13 protein-coding genes and 1 pseudogene are annotated in these 19,554 nt (G+C 62.2%); 4 read left to right on the top strand and 10 right to left on the bottom strand.

Annotated features, from left to right (window positions below):
• The first annotated feature begins 240 nt into the window (after positions 1-240).
• The 3 genes from KUG39_RS15725 (at position 241) to KUG39_RS17765 (ending at position 1,874) form a co-directional block, all read left to right on the top strand.
• A complete protein-coding gene (locus KUG39_RS15725) occupies positions 241-621 on the top strand; it encodes an MbcA/ParS/Xre antitoxin family protein (protein WP_216916417.1) in 381 nt (126 codons plus the stop codon).
• Between the two features lie 5 nt (positions 622-626).
• A complete protein-coding gene (locus KUG39_RS15730; protein WP_216916419.1) occupies positions 627-1,370 on the top strand; it encodes an RES family NAD+ phosphorylase in 744 nt (247 codons plus the stop codon).
• A gap of 141 nt (positions 1,371-1,511) precedes the next feature.
• Positions 1,512-1,874: a zincin-like metallopeptidase domain-containing protein gene (locus KUG39_RS17765; RefSeq protein WP_502988655.1), complete on the top strand. Its 363-nt coding sequence runs from the start codon at positions 1,512-1,514 to the stop codon at positions 1,872-1,874.
• A gap of 420 nt (positions 1,875-2,294) precedes the next feature.
• Here KUG39_RS17765 and KUG39_RS17635 read toward each other — a convergent pair.
• From KUG39_RS17635 to KUG39_RS15745, 3 genes and pseudogenes are all read right to left on the bottom strand, one after another.
• Positions 2,295-4,187: pseudogene (locus KUG39_RS17635) on the bottom strand (S8 family peptidase); the annotation flags it as partial.
• A gap of 22 nt (positions 4,188-4,209) precedes the next feature.
• On the bottom strand, positions 4,210-5,196 hold the full coding sequence (locus KUG39_RS15740) for an AAA family ATPase (RefSeq protein ID WP_216916448.1): 987 nt from the start codon (positions 5,194-5,196) through the stop codon (positions 4,210-4,212).
• A gap of 274 nt (positions 5,197-5,470) precedes the next feature.
• The gene (locus KUG39_RS15745) at positions 5,471-6,388 is read right to left on the bottom strand and encodes an ArdC family protein (RefSeq protein ID WP_216916449.1); all 918 of its coding nucleotides are present in this window, start codon (positions 6,386-6,388) and stop codon (positions 5,471-5,473) included.
• Positions 6,389-6,672: 284 nt separating this feature from the next.
• On the opposite strand from KUG39_RS15745, the gene KUG39_RS15750 reads away from it, so the two are divergent.
• A complete protein-coding gene (locus KUG39_RS15750; protein WP_216916451.1) occupies positions 6,673-7,341 on the top strand; it encodes an HNH endonuclease signature motif containing protein in 669 nt (222 codons plus the stop codon).
• A 10-nt stretch (positions 7,342-7,351) separates the two neighbouring features.
• Here the strand turns inward: KUG39_RS15750 and KUG39_RS15755 are convergent, their stop codons facing one another.
• The 7 genes from KUG39_RS15755 to KUG39_RS15785 all read right to left on the bottom strand — a co-directional run bounded on the left by KUG39_RS15755 (position 7,352) and on the right by KUG39_RS15785 (position 19,422).
• On the bottom strand, positions 7,352-7,861 hold the full coding sequence (locus KUG39_RS15755; RefSeq protein WP_216916453.1) for a hypothetical protein: 510 nt from the start codon (positions 7,859-7,861) through the stop codon (positions 7,352-7,354).
• Positions 7,862-7,999: 138 nt separating this feature from the next.
• Positions 8,000-8,173, bottom strand: coding sequence for a hypothetical protein (locus KUG39_RS15760; protein ID WP_216916455.1), 174 nt, complete (start codon positions 8,171-8,173; stop codon positions 8,000-8,002).
• Positions 8,174-8,263: 90 nt separating this feature from the next.
• Complete coding sequence (locus KUG39_RS15765; RefSeq protein ID WP_216916457.1) at positions 8,264-8,623, bottom strand: hypothetical protein; 360 nt, start codon at positions 8,621-8,623, stop codon at positions 8,264-8,266.
• 32 nt (positions 8,624-8,655) lie between these two features.
• Positions 8,656-9,411, bottom strand: coding sequence for a TerB family tellurite resistance protein (locus KUG39_RS15770; protein ID WP_216916459.1), 756 nt, complete (start codon positions 9,409-9,411; stop codon positions 8,656-8,658).
• 272 nt (positions 9,412-9,683) lie between these two features.
• Positions 9,684-12,983 (bottom strand): DUF499 family protein, encoded by a 3,300-nt coding sequence (locus KUG39_RS15775; RefSeq protein ID WP_216916461.1) that lies wholly within the window; start codon positions 12,981-12,983, stop codon positions 9,684-9,686.
• Between the two features lie 15 nt (positions 12,984-12,998).
• Entirely contained in the window at positions 12,999-15,899 is a 2,901-nt protein-coding gene (locus tag KUG39_RS15780) for a DUF1156 domain-containing protein (protein WP_216916463.1), read from the bottom strand.
• A 4-nt stretch (positions 15,900-15,903) separates the two neighbouring features.
• Positions 15,904-19,422, bottom strand: coding sequence for a helicase-related protein (locus KUG39_RS15785; RefSeq protein ID WP_216916466.1), 3,519 nt, complete (start codon positions 19,420-19,422; stop codon positions 15,904-15,906).
• Between the last annotated feature and the right edge of the window lie 132 nt (positions 19,423-19,554).

Raw genomic sequence — 19,554 nt, forward strand, 5'->3', positions numbered from 1 at the left:
AACTCCAATACTGAGTCAGGCTACCCCAGATCGGGGTGGTACGGCCTCGATGCAGGCCTTCCCATGGCTTCTGGTAGGGCAAGGGCTGTGTCAGTCGGCCAGGCCGCTGGGCGGTGGCCACCCCTTGCAATCCCTGCTGGCGAGGAGGAGATCACTCCGCTGTGAGCAGGTCGAGCCCCTGGCACTTCTCTGCTGATTACCCCACAATCCATCTATTGTTGATGCAAATGCATCGGGTTGATGGCCGTCATTGATCCCTCACCCCCGCTCGCCGCCGCAACGGCTCCGCTCACGGATGCCCAGCTGATGATCCAGGCGGTGCTGCGGGCCTCGGATGAGCTGGCGCTGAGCCGCTCGGCCCTGGCACAGGTGCTGGGTCGCGATCGATCGCTCTTTGCCCGGGGCAAGGGCATCGACCCGGCCTCCAAGACCGGTGAGCTGGCCCTGCTGGTGGTGCGTCTGTACCGGAGCCTGGCGGTGCTGGTGGGCAATGACCGCGAGCTGATGCGCCACTGGTTTCACACGTCCAACCGCCACACCGGCGGCGTGCCGGCGGAGCAGGTGCAGCGAACCGAGGATCTGGTGGAGATCGTGCACTACCTCGACGCCATGCGCGCCTGAATCTGATGGCGACGGATCTGCTTGCCAGCGTGCAGGCCGCGGCGGAGGTCCCCTTGGCGGGAACGGTGCTGCGGCTTGTTCAGCAGCAGGGCATCGATGCGCTGGGCCCCCTGGTGGATGATCTGGACCAGCTGGCGCGGCTGGAGGCCCTGGTGGAACGCAGCAAGCCCCCGATGCCCTCCCTGCCGGCGAGCCATCCGCTGCTCACCACCCCGTTCCGCTACCCGCCCCTGCGGCATGGCACCCGCTTCGGGGGCCGGGAGCATCGGGGGATGTTCCATGGCTCCCGCTCGCGCATCGGTTCGTTGGTGGAGGGGGCGTACGACGCGCTTCTGTTCTGGGAAGGATTCAGCGAACCTCCCAAGGCACCGATCCGTCGCCGGCAGACCCTGTTCTCGGTGTTGCTTCAAACCAACCGGGGACTGCAGCTTCAGGCTTTGGCAGACGCCGCTCAGGCCGTCCTGCGGGACCCATGGCACTACGGACCCACCCAACGGCTGGGGAGCTGGATGCGGGAGGAGGGAATCGAGGCGTTCGAATACCTGAGCGCCCGCACCCATGAGCCGCTGGTCCAGGTGGGGGTGTTCACGCCGGCGGCACTGGTCTCCACACCGTTTGATCAGGTGGAGATCACCGGCGAGGTCAACGGCGATCACGCGTCCTTCCTGAGCCATGACGACGGGACGGTGCATCGCTTCTCCAGGGAGGTGTTCCTGGTGGAGGGGGAACTGCCGCAGGCGGCAGAGTGAAGGGGGCCAGTGTTGCCACCACTGGTCGGGTCTGGTGGGGATTGAGCAGCACAGTGGCTTGGGCGTCCCCAGCTACTCAGTCGCGAGGAGCTTGGCGTTGGTCGGGAAGTCTCCCTGCGCCGCTGGGGCAGCTACGGGTGGGTGGCGGTCAGCTTTTGTGGGGATCGCGCCTGCTACCTCCTCGCCATTAATCGGATCCAGCTGCCCGATCGCGCCAGCTTGCACTCACCTGCGGCGTTCTGTGCCAACAACTTCCGCGAGCAGATCCACTCCACCGGTCATGAATCACGTCTTAATGGAAATGGGAATCCCGACCTGAGCGGCGACCGGTGTCCAGATGTCTGTCTCGACGCCGGGTGTCTCGATGGAAACCACCAGTGCATAGCGCGCTCCCCTCTCGCTGCGATCACGCTTTGGCTGATCCTTCCACCAGCCACTGACCGGGTACACGGCGATGACCCCGCGCTCAGCGAGGTCTGCTGCGTTGCAGGAGAGGAAGTCTGAGTGGAGCGAGCCGCGGTTGCGGGCCTGTGCCCCGAGGTACCACTCCGACGAGTCGCCGCCCTTAGAGGGCTTGGCCTCGTCCTCTTCTAGGGCTTGTTTGTTGAGGCGCTTGCGGAACTCCTCTGGCGATTCTGTCGGTCCCTTCACTTCGAAACGCAAACCATGCGAGGCGTAGCGATGGCGGTGTTTCCATCCGCGCCGGCCCGGGTTTGGCTCGATGAAGTACGAGAGCGTGATGCGCAGGCGCACCGGCGAGGCTCCGAGTTCCGCGAGCACGTCGCGAGGCCAGGGCAGGTCGAAGAAGTGCAGCTCACCCATCTTGCCCTTGATGAACGGTCGGATCCTGCTCTGCGCAACGAGGGTGAGCGCATCGTTTGCACTTCGCAGGGCGCGTTCGGCGTTGGGCACACCGAAGCCGTAGCGCTGAACGAGTTTCGCCCGGGCACGCTTGCCGCTCGCCCCGCGCAGGTGGGTCTGCATCTGTGATGACCATTCCGCCGAGTGCACCACAAGAGCGCGCAGCGTCTCGGGCCAATAGCTCGGGTAGTCGGCCGAGATGAGGGCTGCGAGGCGCGCGGCCTGCGCAGTCGCCGCGCTCGTTGCCCAACTTGACACGAAGAACTTCTCAGAGGGCTTGAAGTTTGTCGTGAGCAGGGAAAGATCTGTGCAGGGGAAGTCGACCCCGCCCATGGGGTTCATCACGACGTTTCCGCCCTCGAAAACAACGTCGGGCTTGATGGGCCAAGCCTCCGCAAAGGTCACGCCAGTGGTGCTCCACGGCGACAGCTCACCTGGTCGCGCGACCGGCTGCCAGCTTGCCCAAGCCGGGTCGCTGATCACGGACTTTTCTGTCATAGCCCCGACCGTGAGGGCGTTCCACGCTTGCCCAGGGTCGTGGATGGGATCGATGTCGCTGCGATCGAGGTGGTCGACGGAGAGCGCGGTCTGGTCGATGTTGCCGGCGCAGAGCACGAAGAGGCGTTGCGCGGGGTTGTCACCGTCATCGAGGTAGTTGAGCCCCTGCGTGCTCGGATCGAACGAGCGGCCAGCGGCGAGTGCGTCAATCGCCGCAGACCAGGAGGTGGGCTGGCCTCGATCGCGCTCGTCGGTCGCAGCGATGGACATGGAGAACGTACGACGACGCTCCGGGGCTTGAATCTCTGCGCGGCTTGCCGCTTCCGCCGTGACCGCACCGTAAAGGTCAGGCGGGTTCTCTGGCTGTCCATCGGGAGGCAGGATCTTCACCGACTCAAGACGGTGCCGAAGCACGACGCGCTCTGCACTTGCGAGGACTGGCACAAGGTCGCCGAAGAGCGCAAGGCCGGCCATCTCTGTGCCGTGTCCGTGGTGGTCATGCGTGCCCCATGCAGGCTCGCAGGTATGGCAGTCGGCGGAGTCGAGGGAGGCCTCCAGCAGCGGGTGGCCGCTCGTAACCCCGGTGTCGAGTATGCAGACGGCTGGTGCATCTGCTGATGGCGGTGAGATGCGTTCACGCAGTTCTAGAGCCCACTCCCCCTGGTCCTCAGGACCCATGTCGACGAAGACCGTGGCGGTCTCCTTAGCCTTTCGGACCTCGGCCACGTCGTTGAGCACATCGATCGACGCGGCAAGCTGCGCGGGCGTGCTGCGCACGAGGGTGACGATGCGATCGTCGAACATGAGACGACGTGCCGCGACGACGATCTCTTGCGCAGCCGCGAACTCCATCAGGCGTTCGAGTTCGTTGCCATCCTGGCGACGGAGCCAGACCTCCCACCAGATCGTCTCGTTCTCCTCGGGGTAGGTCTCGGAGGTGTCGGTCCACAGGCAACGCAGGGTCGCGAGCCGAAGCGTCGAGATGGGATCGATCATGTCTTCGTGGCGGCGCTCGCCTTTCTTCTTCCGCGCCGGCTTCGAGTAGCTCTCGAAGCGCTTGAGGAAGTGCTTCACCTTGCCGTCGGGCACAAACACCGTCGCGCGCTCGATGCGGCGTGGCTCGGCCTCCTCGGTCTTGGAGTGGCTGACGGCGACGACCTCAATGCCTTGCCGCGAGTCCTCAAGCGAGGTCACCTTGAGCGGCACTCCGGGTTGGCTCTCGAACTGCACGTAGAGCCCAGGCATGGCGCCGTGGACCTCTATACCAGCGCTTTCACGGCGCTCGTTAGCTTCAGCCGCCGCCGCTTTAAGGGCACGCTGTAGCGCCGTGCCATGTTGCCTCCGATTCGCCGGCGGTTCGGGCTTCGTGACGTCGACCTTCCGGCCGTGGGGCTCGTACCCCTCTGCCGTTGGTGGCTCAGGAACGAATATGTGCTGTTTATTGCGAGGAGCAGCCACGAGTCAGTTCGGTCTGCGCCTGTTATGCGTGCATGCTGCGTCGTTCAGCAAGCGCTGATTCAAGCTCATCATCATGCACCGCAGTGGTGTGATCGAGGATCGCATTCTTTGCAGCCTGTTCGCACGCCATGGCGATCTCTGCATGACTGAGGCCTTCTGCCGCTTTAGCCGCTGCACTCCACTTGATGTTCCTCGTGTCAAGGAGCGCCAGTCTCCTGCGCATCACGCGGGTCGCGATTTCTTCCGTTGGAATCGAGTACTCCAGGACGGCGTCGAAACGGCGAAAGAGCGCCCGGTCAAGCAGACCAACATGGTTCGTCGCACCGAGCACGATGCTGTCCGAGTCGTCCTGCTCAAGGAATTGCAGGAATGAATTGAGCACGCGGCGAATCTCGCCGACGTCGTTCTTGGAGCTGCGCTCGACTCCGAGCGCGTCAAACTCATCGAACAGGTAGACCCCGCGCGTGGACTGGATCGCGTCGAAAACGAGCCGGAGCTTGGCTGCGGTCTCGCCCATGTACTTCGTGATGAGGCCGTCGAGCTGGATGCTGAACAGGGGCAGACCCAGCTCACCTGCAAGCGCTGCCGCGGTCATCGTCTTGCCGGTACCTGGAGGTCCCACCAGGAGGAGCTTTCGTATCGGCGAGAACCCGTGCTCGTGAAGACGGCCGCGCTCCCGCTGCTCCGTGAGCACCCGCTCAAGACGGGAGAGGAGCAAATCAGGAAGGGCCATGTCGGCCAGGAGCGTTTTTGGGTAGCAGGCCGTGAGGAGCCCAGACAGCTCGCCGCGGGGTTGAGCGAGAGGGACTGGCTTGGGACCACGCGCCGGTTCGAAGGCCTTCGCCCGTTCCTTCACCTGGTCAACCAGCTCGCGAAGCTCTTGGGAGAACTTGCCATGGCCACTGCGAGCAGCCTGAGCTGCGACCTGGATGGCGATCGCATAAAACCGGGAGTCATCACCATCGGCGTGACTCCGGATCAGCGCTTTGACCTGGTCGGCACTGGCCACGGAGAAGGGGGCGCGGTGTGGCGATGAATGGACGCAGTGTGGCAAACGATGGCGTCAGAAGCGATGCCCCCGATGGGCATGACCTCTCACTCGTAGCGCTGCTCATCGCCAGCAGCCCTCAGCCACAAGGGAGCTGTGGAGGACCTCGCTGAGTACTCGCAACCAATCTTCGCGTTCTCCCAGCGAGCACTGGGGTCGGGCGGCGGCGGAGGCGGTGGCATCGCGCTGCGGCGAGAGGGTGCTTCAACACCAAGGCATCACGGACCGGCAGGGTTCATTGGGCCTGCCCTCCACATCCGCCCTGGCTCCCGAGCGCTTCTGCCCCCTCGGGGCAGATCAGATCGGAGGCTCGGCGGGCATCGCTGAGCACCTGCAGCAGCACCCGCGGCGATTCGCGCAGCAGCTCGACCCAATGGCCGAGATAGGCGGCGTGATTGGCCATGGCGCTGCCGATCTCGAGCCGATCACCCAGCAGCACCGCCCCAAGTTCGGCGACGAGCTCCTCACGGGCATAGGCCTTGCCGCCATCACCCTCTGCGCCCATACCGCCGGAAAGATCCCTGGACAGCCGGGAGCTGTGGCCGGTGGAGTGGATCGCCTCATGGGCCCAGGTGGCGTAGAGGGCAGAGGCGGAGTGGAAAGCAGCGCGATCAGGGAGGTGGATGCGATCCGGACCGGGCAGGTAGCAGGCCAGATCACCGCCATGGCGCACCGGCACCGGCCAGGAACTGAGGACGGCCTCAGCCGCCGCCAGCCGCTCGGGCTCGGACCGCTGAATCAACCCCTCGGCCTGCCGGCGCTTCTGGAGCAGCACCTCCAGTGCCTCGCCTTCCAGATCGGCGGCATTGAATACGGCCACCGGCCGATAGCTCACCCAGCGGCGGCCGGCTGAATCGGCTGGAGCAGCTTGGGCCACCGAGCCAGCACCCCGCTGATGCACCTGGGGCCGCAGCACATGCACCGCCTTGCTGCCCTTGCGGGGAAAGATCCCCAGCGCCTTGGCCTCGGCAAAGCCGCACCAGTAGGGCAGCGAGGATCCCCGCTGATGCAGACCCAGGGTGAGGAGTGCCGGATTGGCGCCTCGATAGCGTCGGCCTGAGAGCAGATTTACGTGGTGGCCGCCAGCGGCGGGATCCCATTCCCTCCTCCAGGGGGTGGTGCCGGTCTCCAGGAGGGTGATCAGGGAAGCCACCAGCCTTTCATCGGGGGAAATCATGGTGGACTGGGATGGGAAAGCAACAGACACGGGTCGATAGCGCAGGACCGCAAGCGCCAGAGCGGCCAGCGGCAGGGGCTGGCAGCAGCGCTCACAGATACCAATGCCCCCAGGTGTCCAACTCCTGCATCGGCCGGGCTTGCGCCAGCCCTTGTGCGGTCACTCCAGCTGAGGGCTCTTAGGCCCGCCTTTTCAGCTGATCAGTGCCATACCCCATAGGCTGGGGTGAGGCTTGGCCGGCGGATCGCGCCTCAATGGGGATGAAGTTTCGCGTGATCCAGTCGAATGATCGAGGGCTGATCACCAGGGAAGGCGACCGCACCTATGCGAGGCGTAGACCCGCAAAAGGAGAGGAAGCACTGGAGCTGCAGACTCTGTTCATCTGGGTACGCGCGAGAGAGCGCTTTCTGGCAAGGTGCTGGACGCAGTGGACAGGCGAAACCCTTGGGGACGACTTCATTTATGTCGTCAGCCGGTTTCGCGATGTCATCGATCTCCAAGGCGACACTCGCTACCACCAGTGGTGCTCCAAGCAGCTACGCCAGGAGCTTTGGTTGCTGGAGCGACCACCACTTGATATGGAAGCGATGACCTGTCCGCCACCAGAAGATGTTTACGAAGCCAACAGACATCAAACAGCCTTGTATCTGCACAGAAGAAAGCAGCGCCTGCGCGACCTGACGCCAGATCTAAGCGCTGAAGATGCAGAGCTCATCAAGCAGATTTACGACCAACGGGACAAGCTGAACCAAATGGCGGGTTTCATTCAATACCACGTGGATCACATCATTCCCCTTTCAAAGGGTGGCTGGCACCACCCCGATAATCTTCAAGTGATCAGCGGCAGCGATAATGTACGCAAAGGGACGAAAGTGGCTGTCCCGATGGAGCAGGCAAGTAGCACCCAGTCGATGGCAAGTGGCACTTGAGCGAGGCGCATCAAAGGCCTTCCATCAACTCCTTGATTTCTTTCTGCTTTTCTGCAAATCTACTGAGGTCATCGAGGACCATCTCCCAGCTTGGGTAAGGGTGTTTTTGGAGTTTCTTCCAAGACTTCTTGACCCAGATGCACTCTTTTGGAATGTCTCGCTTGAGGGCGCTTCCAAAGGCGAGATACATCCACGTCCATGACGCCGCCTTCCAGGGAACCAAGATAGTTTCTTCCTCCCAGAACTCTGGTGGGTGACCGACCAACTTGCCATTGATCTCACGGGGAGGGATCTTGAGGTGAAGCAATTCATGGCGCAACACATGCTCAATCACTGGTCGCGGCACGTCAGGCCGATTGAAGAGCGAGTGGAAGAAGATTTCTCCACCGGGCTCTCCGCTTTGCCAGCAGATGCAGGCAAGCATCTCGATGGTTTGAAGACTGAGCGTGACGGGGCTTGCTTTCTCTAGCCCCATCTCATGCTGGATCCCTGCCAACAGCTCCAAGATATCGAATGACAAGAAGCTGAGCTCTGGATACCCCGCTGGCTTCTTCCGTGACAATGCCATGGATATCTGGAAAGCAATGAGAGGTCGGTTGCTATGGCAATGGAGTCAGAAAAGACGATCAAGCCTCTACTTGATAAGTGGGGGAATCATCTAATCTCCAAAAATGGCTTCATAGTGCTGCGGATCGAGTTCATCCGCCAGCTCTCGTTTGAGCTTCTCGTAAAGCGTACGATCTTGACTCGCGATGGCTCGAGCCATTGATTTGGCAGCCTCAGCATTTTGCGCGGCCACATAGAGCTTAAACTTCTGGGAAAGCAGCTTCACAGAGCCGTTCCTTCCAAGTAGTGCACTCGTGAGGCTGACTCCGCCTATGATCTTCCCAACAGTTATCGGGTTGATTCCCCACATCGCTGTCTAGTCGTTTAGAAATCTAGAAAACGTATCTGACTCCTTGGCTCGCGCTGTGAACAGCTCAAACAAGGAGCGAATCAATTCTCTGTACATGGTCTTCGTTTCCTCGTCGGCCGAGCCGCTCTTGGATAGCTCAGTGAGATTCTGGACTAATACTGTGAAGTTTTGGCTGTTGATTCGCATATCGGCACAGCGCGCCTCTAGCGCCGATTTAAAGGCACTTTCTTTCGCTCGAATCGCGTAGATCTCTTTGAACGACGACAGGATCTCAGGCAGGTTATCGACAATGCCTTTGACAATCGTCAAGGCTGGATCGAGTGAGGCTGGAGAGTTAATCGGCAAATCTTCAGGCTGGCGTTGCATGGCGATTGAGCGGAGGGCTTAACGAATTGGTCTTATTTCTTGTCGACAACGAGGTCGACAAGTTTCTTGACTCCCCAGGCTGAACCCACCGCAATGACGGGAACGACAAGAACCGTCCCTGCAAGCATCCCACCACCGATTAGCCCACCAAGGGCTGCCAAGCCAGAGGTGATACCAGCAGCGCTCAAGCCAAATACACTTCCAGATCCAGCGATCGCGACGACGGGTACTCCTGCCGCCGCAAGGTTGCCTGCGCATTCTTTGAGCATGGCCTTGAAGGCCTCTGTATTGGAAGGAGTCGACTTGAGCTGCCACAAGTGGAACTGAACATCCTTGATGGCCATGACCTGGTCCTTGGTGATTCCCAGTTGATCGCCTATCTCTTGGACGTAATCCAATTCCTCAGCAGAGATGTATCCATTGCTAAGCGCCAAAAGGAAGAGATCGGCAATGAGGGTAAAGCGCAAATCGCTGTTCCCTAGCGCATGGAGAGTTGCCAGCACCTCCTTTCTGCGCTCTTCTTTAAGATCAAAGACGGCTGCATAAATCTTGGCCTTGCCTTCGTTTGAGATCTCGAAAGCATTGAGTTGAGCATCCAGATGCTTTTTCTCTTCGTCATCGAATTTGTTGTCTATGTTGCAGAGCTCTGCAATTAGCGAAAGATAGGCAACCCTCTCTGGTTCTGGATAGGTAAGCAGTGGATGGGCTGGAGGCTGGGTCATGGCTGGTTTGCTCCTGTGGTTGGTGTGGTGCAGACTTGAATCTATTGCCAATGGATCGTATCGCATCCATCTGGTTCGGCAGGCGACCATGAACATATCCACGAACCCCCTAGCAAGCCGGCGCGACCTCTTCCGCTCTCGTTGATGGAATCAAGCCGGCTCTGGTGGCAGGGCCGAATGCCAGATTCTCTGGGAGACGAGAACAGGCAATGCGGCTCTTCTTCTGAGCAATCCGCCGCCAATCTCATGTATTTCTTGCTCTTCCGTTGTTCTCTGGTGAGGAGGGTGGTGGCGTTCGGCTGCATGGTTCATCCTTCCGGTGCTGAATCGTTTGATTTTCAGTAGATCTGCGGGTTATCCAGCTTCAATGCCGCGGCGTTCTCCAGCACGATGCGCGCGGTTTGGTCGTCGATTCCGTTGGGGGCTTTGACGTGCACCTCCACTGACAGGTTCACCTCAGCGCCTGGCAGGGCCTGCAGGTGACTCATCACCTCCTCCAGGAACTGCCCCATCTGCAGCCCGGCCCGTACCGGATCGAGCTTGAGGGAGCCGGTGAAGGTGGTGCGCAGCTGGGGTGTGACCGGCGTTGGTGCTGAGATGGCGCGGCCAGCTCCGGCGCCGGTGCCGCGACTCTCCGGCGGCAGGGTGGTGGTGCTTGGTGCGGGAGGGGCCACCCCGCCCACTTGCGTTGGTGAGATGGAGGTCGCTGCAGAAGACTCTTCTGCGAGCTGCTTCAGGGCCACCTCGTCTTTGACGATCAGCATCCGCATGGTGGCGGCGCTCTGGATCTGCCCCTGGGGCTTGAGGCCGAAGTAGCGGCCGCTGGCCTCGTCGAAGCCTTCGGCCAGATGGAAGGTGGCATCGCCCTGCAGGGAGGCCTGGGGATTGGTGAGGCCATTGAGGATCACGGCATCGCTGCTCAGCCGGGGCAGGTAGAGGTACTTGTGGCACCAAGTCACCAGCTCCTGCACGCTGATCGAATCACGGTTAGGCCAGAGGAAGTTGTCGAGGTTGCGGCGGATGCGGCTGGCACCGATCTCCACGTAGAGGGCCTCCTCTTCCTTGCATTTTTTCGAGACCCGATCAGCGAGGCGCGGTTCCCCGCCGGTGAGACGAAACTCATCCCACAACGGCCCCTGGTTGCCGGGCTGGGCCTGGTGGGGTAGCAGCAGATGACACCAGGTCTCCGGGATGCGGACGTCGATCGCATCGGTGGCGTCCTTGATGCGCTTGGCGGCCAGGTTCACCTGGCTGAGGGTGAGATCGAGCTCCTCGCGGTTGTCAGAGATGCGCTGCCAGGCCTTCTGGGAGGCGAAAGCATCTACCAGATCATCCAGGGCTCGCTCGTCGGCCGCGAGGAACACCAGGGTGTTGGCGTACTGGCGCGGACTGGAGCCGCGTGAGGCGAGCACCTCCTGGGCCCAGGTGAGGGCAGCACTTTCTCCACCCTTTTTGTGGGGGTACTGGGAAGGCACCACCACCAGGCGGGTGGCCGGTTCATCGGGCACGGCCGCGCCATTGGGCGGAGTGAGGTGCAGCCCTGCGAATGCACCGCGGGTCTTGCCTTCGCGGTCGAGCTTCTGGTTCAGCTCCACCAGCAGGCTGGCGCGGTCGTTGAGGTAGCTCTGCTTGTGCTCGTCGGCGGTGCGGTTGAGGTTGGGCTTGGTGTCGAGCCAGTAGCGATCGCCGTCCTGGTTGAGGAAGCGGGCTTGATCACCGAGCCGCCTGAGGGCGTCGCCAAACACCGCCGGGGCTTCGCCGGGCATGGCGCAGGCGAGCTTGATGCGCTGGTCACCGATGCCGGGCTTGGCCGTACCGGAGCCCGGGGCAGTGCCCATGTAGATGCTGCGGGCTACGCGCTTACAGGCGCTGAGGCGGCCGAGGTTGATGTTGTTGGCGTCGATGCGAACAGGAATCGAGCCTTCGCCGTCGACGTCCTGGGAAATGATCGGCTCCCACTCGTTGGGCAGATAGCGCAGCAGCTCGTTCTTGACCTTGTTGTCATCCAGCGGCATTGAGGAGGGCATGATCATCACGTCCTTGCTGCCGGATTCCCAGAGATCTTCGATGGTCTTGGCGAGCAGGCGTAGCACGCCGCGGGTGCGCTGGAAGTTGGGCAAGGTGCTCCAGTCGTCGTAGAGGCGCTGGAACAGCTCGGGGTGGATGGGGTAGGAGGCCGTCAACTTGTCGCCGTAGTCCGCCTCGCGGGTTTCGGCGGGGAACTCGTTCTTGTTGAGCGCGTACATCTCCTTAAAGGAGCGCACCACGGCATCGCGGTGGGCCCCAGCCTGATCGTTGGGAATCGGCTCAAACAGGCGCCGGCGCACGATTTCGAAGCCTTCGTTTGGATTGGCAGGTCGCCATTCCGTCGCAACGCGTTGCAGCACATTGCGCAGACCCTCCAGCGCCTTCTCGCCATTGGATCCCCCGATCTCGTTGGTGCTCTGGGGAACGGAGATCAGCAGCAGGGCATTGGGCACCTGCTTGGCTGCCTCTGTAAGCGCCTGCGCGAAGGAGATCTGGGAGTCGTAGGTGCCGGCAGGCAGGTCGGCCTTGCCGAACAGGTTGCGGGCGTAGGCCACCCACTCGTCGATCAGCACCAGGCAGGGGGCGCTCTGGCGGAACAGTTCGGCGAGGTCGCGCGCACCGGGGGAGATGCGCTCACGGTCACTGTTGGCCACGATCCCGTAGCCCGCTGGGCCACCCAGCTGGTAGGCCAGCTCACCCCAGAGGGTGTTCACCACGGTGCCGTCAGCCTTGGTAGTGGGTTCTGCTGCACTGAAAGCGGTGCCCACCAGCACGGCCGTGTTGGCCTTGGGGACGGAGTTGATGCCCACTTCGGCGCAGACCTCTTCGAGGCCGGAGAGGAGGTTGAGGGGGGTGCCGGAGCAGAGGTGATAGAGCGCCAGCATCGAGTGGGTCTTGCCGCCCCCGAAGTTGGTCTGCAGCTCGATGACCGGGTCTGCGTCCTGCCCATTGAGGCGCCGCAGGGCGATGCGCAGCAGATCCTTGAGGCCACCGGTGATGTAGGTGCGGCGGAAGAACTCCGCCGGATCGGTGTATTCCGAACTCCCCTTGCCCTGGCGCACCTGGTCGAGGTCGGCGGCGAACTCGGCCTGCTGGTAGCGACCGGTGATCACATCGGGGTGCGGGGTGATCACATCCCGCCAGGGCACCAGGCCTGCTTTGACCTGATTTTCGGTGGTGGTCTTGTAGCGGACCTTGTTGCGGGCTCGCTCCGTGAACACCACCTGCTGGAGCTCGGAGCGCAGGTCGCGGATGGCTTCCGCCTGGGGCACAGCGTTGATGCTGCGGCAGAGGCGAACGGCGGTGTCGAGGTAGCGGTCGGTGTCGTCGGAGGTGATGGGCTCGGAATGGGCCCACTTGTTGCGGGCCACCTTGAGCTCACTCACATAGGCCCGATCTTCCTGGCTGAGCAGCTGCTTGAACACCCCTCCCCAATGCTCCATGAACAGGCCCAGCAGGACTGTGAGGTCTTGCAGGTTTGCCTTTGGATCCAGTCGTTCCTGCCAGCTGGGACCGAGCTTGTCGTAGAGCTCACGGCTGATGTAGGGGAGCAGCCCATCGCGGACTTCGTTCAGCGCCTTGCCGACGCGCTCACTGTTGGAGAGGGCCATGGGACTGGGTGGGGATTACAGCAGGGAGGGCTGAACGGGACTGGCAGCGACGGCCGCCAGCTTTTCGAGTTCGGGCCAGGCGATCACGAGGCCGTTGTAGGCACGGGCTTCCTCTGCCTGCTTGGTCTTCTCGCAGTGGTTATAGAGGCGATAGGACAAGGCCCGGCAGTTGGCCGGCAGATCTCCGTGGCCGGGGATCTCTTTCAGTTGCGCCAACAGTGCTGCCGCGGCCTTCTCACCCGTTTCCAGGCGCTTGATCAGCTGCTGGGTGGCTTCCCAGACGCAGAGGCGCTTGTCTTTGGCGGGATCCCAATCCTCTGGTAAGTCTGAGCGCTGAAGCAGCTGCACCTTGCCGGCCACGGAGCGCAGGATGCCGGCCCTGGCCACACCATCCACCGACAGATTACGGGCCTTGGCCAGGCCTTCTGCGTCGCCAAAGTCGCGCTCTTTGTAGCCGAAGCTTTCGAAGAAGGTGAGGGCAAAACGGCTATCTGCATCGAGGTCACCCTCATCCTGGGAGAGGTAATCATCGAGGGCGGCGTTGATCTCGATCAGGGCTTCCCGCACGCTCATCGGGCTGTCATCGGGGTTGAGTACGGCTCGGGCACCGCTGTAGATGGCCATGCCAGGGCCAATGGCCGCTTGGGCCACATCTACGGGGGCGATGTTGGCTCGTTCCAGCTCCTTGAGAGCCTGGGGCAACTCCAGACGCAGCTGGCGGCGGAAGTCGGTTCGGGTCTGTGATTGTGCCGAATCCGGTCGTCGCTGACAGACGAGCACGACGCTTGAAGCAAGAGCATTCGCAGCCATCCCCCGCATACGATTAGCCAATTCGGTGCGCATGGGCCAGGTGCCATGCAGTTCGAATCCGGCCTGGATAACTGCAGCCAGAAAGGTTTCCCAGCCAGTGCTGGCCGTGCCAGAAGTGGAGTTGGTTTCTGCCTGCTTGAAGGCGTAATAGATGGTTGCAGGAAAAGCTGGGTGTGACTGCTCAACGATTCTCTTCATCGCCTGGGTCATGCCGTCAAGGAAGAAAGATTCCGCCCCTGCTTTGCCATCATGTCGATAGGCGAATGCAACCAGCTCATCGGCCTTTGGAACCGCCACTGTGCCGAATAAGGCTGGAAAGACAGGCTTCAGGGATCGACGCAACCAGACATAGAAAAAGTCGGAAAGATCAGCATAAGGAACATTGTCGTAATAGGGAGGATCAGTGGAGACGAGCTTTCCAATGGTTGCTTTTTGCGAAGAAGCGTCGGCCTGATCTGCGTATCCGGGTGAGTTGGCTGGAACCATGCAAATGGCTTTTGCGCACCACTCCACGTTGTTCATCCAGTTTCCACTCGACTCTGAAAAAGGATTGCCCTCGGCAAAGTCCCAAGTCATAGGTATCGCTTGTCGGCCGAAAGTATTTCTCAAGGCTTCCATCTTGGGACTGCTGTCCCATGAGCAGATCGTGGATCCGCGATCCGCTGATCTGCTTATTGCGAATGCAAGGCCAGTCGCCACAGCATCTCCATAAGCAGCCGCTCCAATACCTCCTTCATGCAGAGGCATTGCCAGATCCACGCGCCCTGCAGAAAGTGCATCTGAATGCACCCTCTCCCGTGCTTCCTGAACCAAGTTCGATAAGGTGGTGAGGAGCACGAGTTGGCGATCTGTGAACAGCTGATCAAATCGGTGCATGCCGTAGGGCTTCACACCGAGGTATTGCGTGCTTCCCGAGATCGTGACATCTGGCTTCCAGCTCGGCTCCGCAGACATCGAGAGGGCTTCAATTTCTGGCGTTGGTGCCAAGTAGACACGGCCTCGATTGCCTTCAGCCACAATTGCCATCATCCGTGCCCCCATTCGCCCGGCGACGCCCTCGGCCTTGATGTAGTCACCTGAGATCGGAGTGGTCGACATCAGGCACTGGAAGTTTGCCCCGCGTGACAACTTGGTGCCGTTCTTGGCTGCTTCAATATCCTTCGGCCTACCCACCTTTACAGTGAAGCGATATCCACCGTCCTCTACCACTGGATCCACATAGGCCTCCTTGCCAATCTTGGTGGCAAGCATGAACGTGGAGACCAAGGGCACGTCCACCTGCGCAAAAGCCGGGTTCGGGCTCTTCACCGTGCGGGCCCAAAGCCAAGCGATCACGGTGAGTTTCTTTCCCACATACGGGTTCAGATCGGGCCGCTCCTTTGACATTTCGGCAGTCACCTCCACCTTCGGGTAGAGATGGCCGATGCGCTTCTCGGCCTCGTCGCGGATCCACTGGCCGTAGTAGCGCACGTCGTCTGCCAGCCCTTGGGCGCCTTTCCACTGCCGCACATCAAGATCGCGCAGGCTGTCCGGATTCACCGGCGGCATGCCAGCGAACTTCGGCGGGATCTCGATCATCGCTTTGTTGATCAGCACCGCCACCGGGTTCAGATCACTGGCGTAGCTCTCCAGCCCCAAACGCTGCGCCTCCAGGGGAAGGGCCCCACCACCGGCGAAGGGATCGTGGAAGCCCGGCAGCTTCTCGGGATTGAAGAGTTCTCCGGCCTCGGGGTGATCGGCATTGTCGGCGCAGGCCCGTCGCCAGCTGCGGTGGATCTCGGCGCGGGCTCGCTGCAGCACTACTTCATTGGTGGTGTTCTCCCAGGTCACCAGCTCACTGATCAGGGCGAACAACCGCAGCCGCTCGTGCTCCTGGGCCTCTTCGGTGGGGAACTCCTCCGGTACCGCCGATGGGTCGTCCACCAGCTGGCAGAAGATCACCGCCCGCGCCGCTGCCAGCGGCCGGCGCGCCCACCACAGGTGCAAGGTGCTCGGGTGTCCATGGCGGATGCTCTTCTCCCGCGCCGAGGCCGCGTTGATCGCCTCCAGTGGAATGGCTACTTCGATCAGCTTCTTTCGGCGTTTGACGGGGTGGTTGCTGTTCATGCGGTCAGTGTGGTTCCTGTGCGTGTTGAAGAACCTCGGAGAGCGGGAAAGTCACGGTGCTTTGCTTGATGTCACCTGGTTGCCACCAGTTGATCCCGCTCACATACACCGGTGGTGATGCTCGCTCACCCGAAACTGAGCAGATGGCAACACGGAATTGTTCGCGTTGATTGTTACTGCATTTGAGCTCGTTGAAGGTGAGGGTCACGCTGTCGGCCCCCACCACCCGGCCTTTCACTTCAATGAAGACTAGGTTGCCGTTGGCGTCAGAGGATTCGATGTCGTAGCCAATGCCGCGCTGGGCGCTCCGATCCACCGGGCTACGTCCCAGTGCACGCTCCGCTGCGAACACGGCCTCCATCGCCAGCAGCTCCACCCGCTTCTTGGCCTCGGCATCGACACTGGCATTGGGGGTTTCTCCCCGGATCTGACGCAGCAAGCCCGCCGGCACGATCAAGGCACCGCCCTTGATCAACGGCACCCGGGCGCTGATCTGAGCTTCCGCATCGAGGGCCTCCATGCGTTTGCCCAGCCGGTTCACCAGCAGCTCCGCCCGGTCCTTGGCCACCTGGGCCGGCAGGCGGGTTTTCTTGCCTGCGGAATCCTTGTGCTTGAGCTCCTCGTACTGGCGGCTCCAATGGTTGATCTGCCGCTGCATGCGGGCCTGGATCTCCTGGCGGGCCTTTTCGATTCGCCCCAGCCGCTCACGCCTGATTTCTTCGAGGTGCTCCGGCACCAGGGTCTGCATGGCGTGGGCCAGCACCAGCTGATCCCAGTCCTGGTTCAGCCAGCCATCCCCGAGCAACGGCTGGATCAACTCCCGCTCCCCCTCCCGCAGGGGCCGGTAGTCGAGATAGGGCGCTGAGCCGGCGGTTTTGGCATCGCCGGAGCGAGAGATCTCCAGGAACTGCAGCCGGTTGGAGATCAACTGCTGCTGCCCCTGACGGTTCCTGCGGCCGTCCTGCAGCCCGTGCTCGAGGCAGACCAGTAGCCGCGGATCAGCGCCCGGGTCGTTGTCGTCGATCAGCACCGCCCCCTGGCCCAGCACCTCGCCATGGCGTTCCCAGATCAGAGAGATGCAGGCCTCCAGCAGGGGATGGCCCGGGCTCACCAGCTCGGCTCTCGGGCTCTGGCCCACGTGCTCCTTCTCGAAGCAGATGCGCTCGTAGCGCGGCTGCACCGGCACCCCCATACCGATCTGCTGATCGCGATCGAGCAGCTGGGGTGACACATGCGTGATCTCGTAGCGGCCCTGCTCTCGGGGGAAGGCCTTGCCGCCCAGCCGCCGGAACGCCTCCAGGAAGAAGTCGTGGACGTAGTGGGGGTGGATGCGGCGCGCCATCGCCCGCTCCATCTGCTGCCTGAGATCCCGTACCTTGCTGGTGTCCATGCCCTGCTTCACTAGGGCGCGGCGCTCCAGCAGCTCCAGCAGGTGATCGGAGTTCACCGCCTCATCGATCTCCTGCATCCGCGCCTTGACGGCCGGATCGGCGTTGTAGCGCACTGCATCCATCAGCAGCTCCCGCAGGGAGCGGCCGGTGAACAGTTGGCCGAGCACGTCGAACACCTTGTCGCCCAGGGCCTTGCGGGCGTTGTCCAGCTTCTCCAGCAGCTGGATGTACACCTCGCCTTCGCGGGTGTCCTGGGCCAGCAGGTTCCACAGGTGGCAGACCTCCTGCTGGCCGATCCGGTGGATCCGCCCGAAGCGCTGCTCCAACCGGTTGGGGTTCCAGGGCAGGTCGTAATTCACCATCAGGTGCGCCCGCTGCAGGTTCACGCCCTCCCCGGCGGCGTCGTTGGCGAGCAGCACCACCACCTGGGGGTCGTTCATGAAGGCGTGCACCACCTGCCGCCGGCGATCCCGCGGCACCCCGCCATGGATCTCCACCACCGCTTCGTCGCGGCCGAGGCGATTCCGGATCTTGCGTGCCAGGTCGGTGAGCGTGTCCTTGAACTCGGTGAACAGCACCAGCTTTCGCCGCCCGCCGTTCTCATCCACCATCAAGGGGTCATCGAGGATCCGATCGAGCTGCTGCCACTTGGCATCGGTGCCGGCGTTCACCACCTTCTTGCTGAGCACCTCCAGCTCCTTGAGGGTCTGGATCTCGAACTCCAGCTCCGCCAGGGTCTGGGCCGAGGTGGCGTTGTCGATGAAGGCGTTCTCGGTTTCCTCGATCTCGGCGGCGGTGTCCTCCTCGTAGAGGTTCTCGATGTCGTCGAGATCCAGCGCGTCCAGCTTGCGATCGAGCTGCAGTCGGTCCCCCACCTGCCGGCCCTGCAGCAGCAGGCGCTCCTCCTTCATCCGGGCCTCCAGGCGCTCATGCCTGCGCTCGATCGAGCGGTGGATGGCAAACGGTGAGCTCGCCAGCCGCCGCTGCAGGGTCATCAGCGCGAAGCCCACGTTCACCCGCCGTTTGCCGCCACCTTCTGCGTTGGCGTTGCGGTCGGCTCGGTTCATCTCGTCGCGCACGTATTCGGTGACGCGCTCGTAGAGCACCTTCTCACTGGGGCTCAGCTCGTACTGGGCGGTGTAGCTGCGTCGCTCGGGGAACAGCTTCTTGCCTTCAAAGGTGTAGAGGTCCTCCTTCACCAGCCGCCGCATTAGATCCGTGGGATCGCTGCGGTGCACGGCGTCCTTCTCCTGACCGGCAAAGCGGTCCTCATCCAGCAGGGCCATGAACAGCTGGAAGTCCTCCTCCTTGCCGTTGTGCGGTGTGGCCGTCATCAACAGCAGGTTGCGGGCATGGTTGCCCACCCGCCTGCCCATCGCATAGCGCTTGGTGGTCTTGAGCTCAGCGCCGAAGTAGTGGGCGCTCATGCGGTGCGATTCGTCGCACACCACCAGATCCCACTCGGGGGCCTGCTCAAGCCGGGCCTGCAGCTCTGCGTCCCTGGCGAGCATGTCCATCCGAGCGATCAGCAACGGCCTCTGCTCGAACGGGTTGCCCAGCCCGGTGGCGTTGATCAGGTCTCGGGTGAGTAGCTCGAACTGCAGCTCGAACTTCTCCTTGAGCTCGTCCTGCCACTGCTCGGTGAGAGAGCCCGGCGCCACGATCAGGCAGCGCTCCAGCTCGCCGCGAATCAGCAACTCCTTGATCAGCAGGCCGGCCATGATCGTCTTGCCTGCGCCGGGATCGTCGGCCAGCAGATAACGCATTGGCTGCCTGGGCAGCATGTGCTCGTAGACCGCACTGATCTGGTGGGGCAGTGGGTCGATCGTGCTGCTGCTCACCGCCAGGTAGGGGTCAAACAGATAGGCCAGCCGGATTCGCTCGGCCTCGCTCACAAGACGGAACTTGTCGCCGTCGCCCTCAAAGCTCCAGCGGCGGCCGCTGGAGACCAGCTCGAGATCCACCTCCTTGTCGCGGAACAGGATCTGGGAGTGGAGGTTGCCCTGCCCGTCCCGGTAGACGACCTGACAGGCCTCGCCCATCATCTGGGCCGTGACCATGCGCACCGCCTCGCGGCCAACTAGGCCTTGGACGAGAGCGTCGGGTTTGAGGTCTTCCAGGCGGGCGGTCATCGGATCAGCAGGGCCTGTCCGTCACTGTCGCCCCCCTGGGCCGTCATGAGCTCTTTGTTCATGCGAAGGACCAGACACCCACTGGTAACGCGCACGCCAAGAAGACCACTGGCATGCAGTTTGGCCGGGCTT

Source organism: Synechococcus sp. CCAP 1479/10, from assembly GCF_019038515.1.
Lineage (GTDB): Bacteria > Cyanobacteriota > Cyanobacteriia > PCC-6307 > Cyanobiaceae > Cyanobium.

Excerpts from the sequence above, each read along its gene's own strand:
- KUG39_RS15775 (WP_216916461.1), bottom strand. The coding sequence starts at position 12,983 with ATGGCCCTCTCCAACAGTGAGCGCGTCGGCAAGGCGCTGAACGAAGTC.
- KUG39_RS15765 (WP_216916457.1), bottom strand. The coding sequence starts at position 8,623 with ATGCAACGCCAGCCTGAAGATTTGCCGATTAACTCTCCAGCCTCACTC.
- KUG39_RS15725 (WP_216916417.1), top strand. The coding sequence starts at position 241 with ATGGCCGTCATTGATCCCTCACCCCCGCTCGCCGCCGCAACGGCTCCG.
- KUG39_RS15770 (WP_216916459.1), bottom strand. The coding sequence starts at position 9,411 with ATGCGATACGATCCATTGGCAATAGATTCAAGTCTGCACCACACCAAC.
- KUG39_RS15730 (WP_216916419.1), top strand. The coding sequence starts at position 627 with ATGGCGACGGATCTGCTTGCCAGCGTGCAGGCCGCGGCGGAGGTCCCC.
- KUG39_RS15750 (WP_216916451.1), top strand. The coding sequence starts at position 6,673 with ATGAAGTTTCGCGTGATCCAGTCGAATGATCGAGGGCTGATCACCAGG.
- KUG39_RS15785 (WP_216916466.1), bottom strand. The coding sequence starts at position 19,422 with ATGACCGCCCGCCTGGAAGACCTCAAACCCGACGCTCTCGTCCAAGGC.
- KUG39_RS15780 (WP_216916463.1), bottom strand. The coding sequence starts at position 15,899 with ATGAACAGCAACCACCCCGTCAAACGCCGAAAGAAGCTGATCGAAGTA.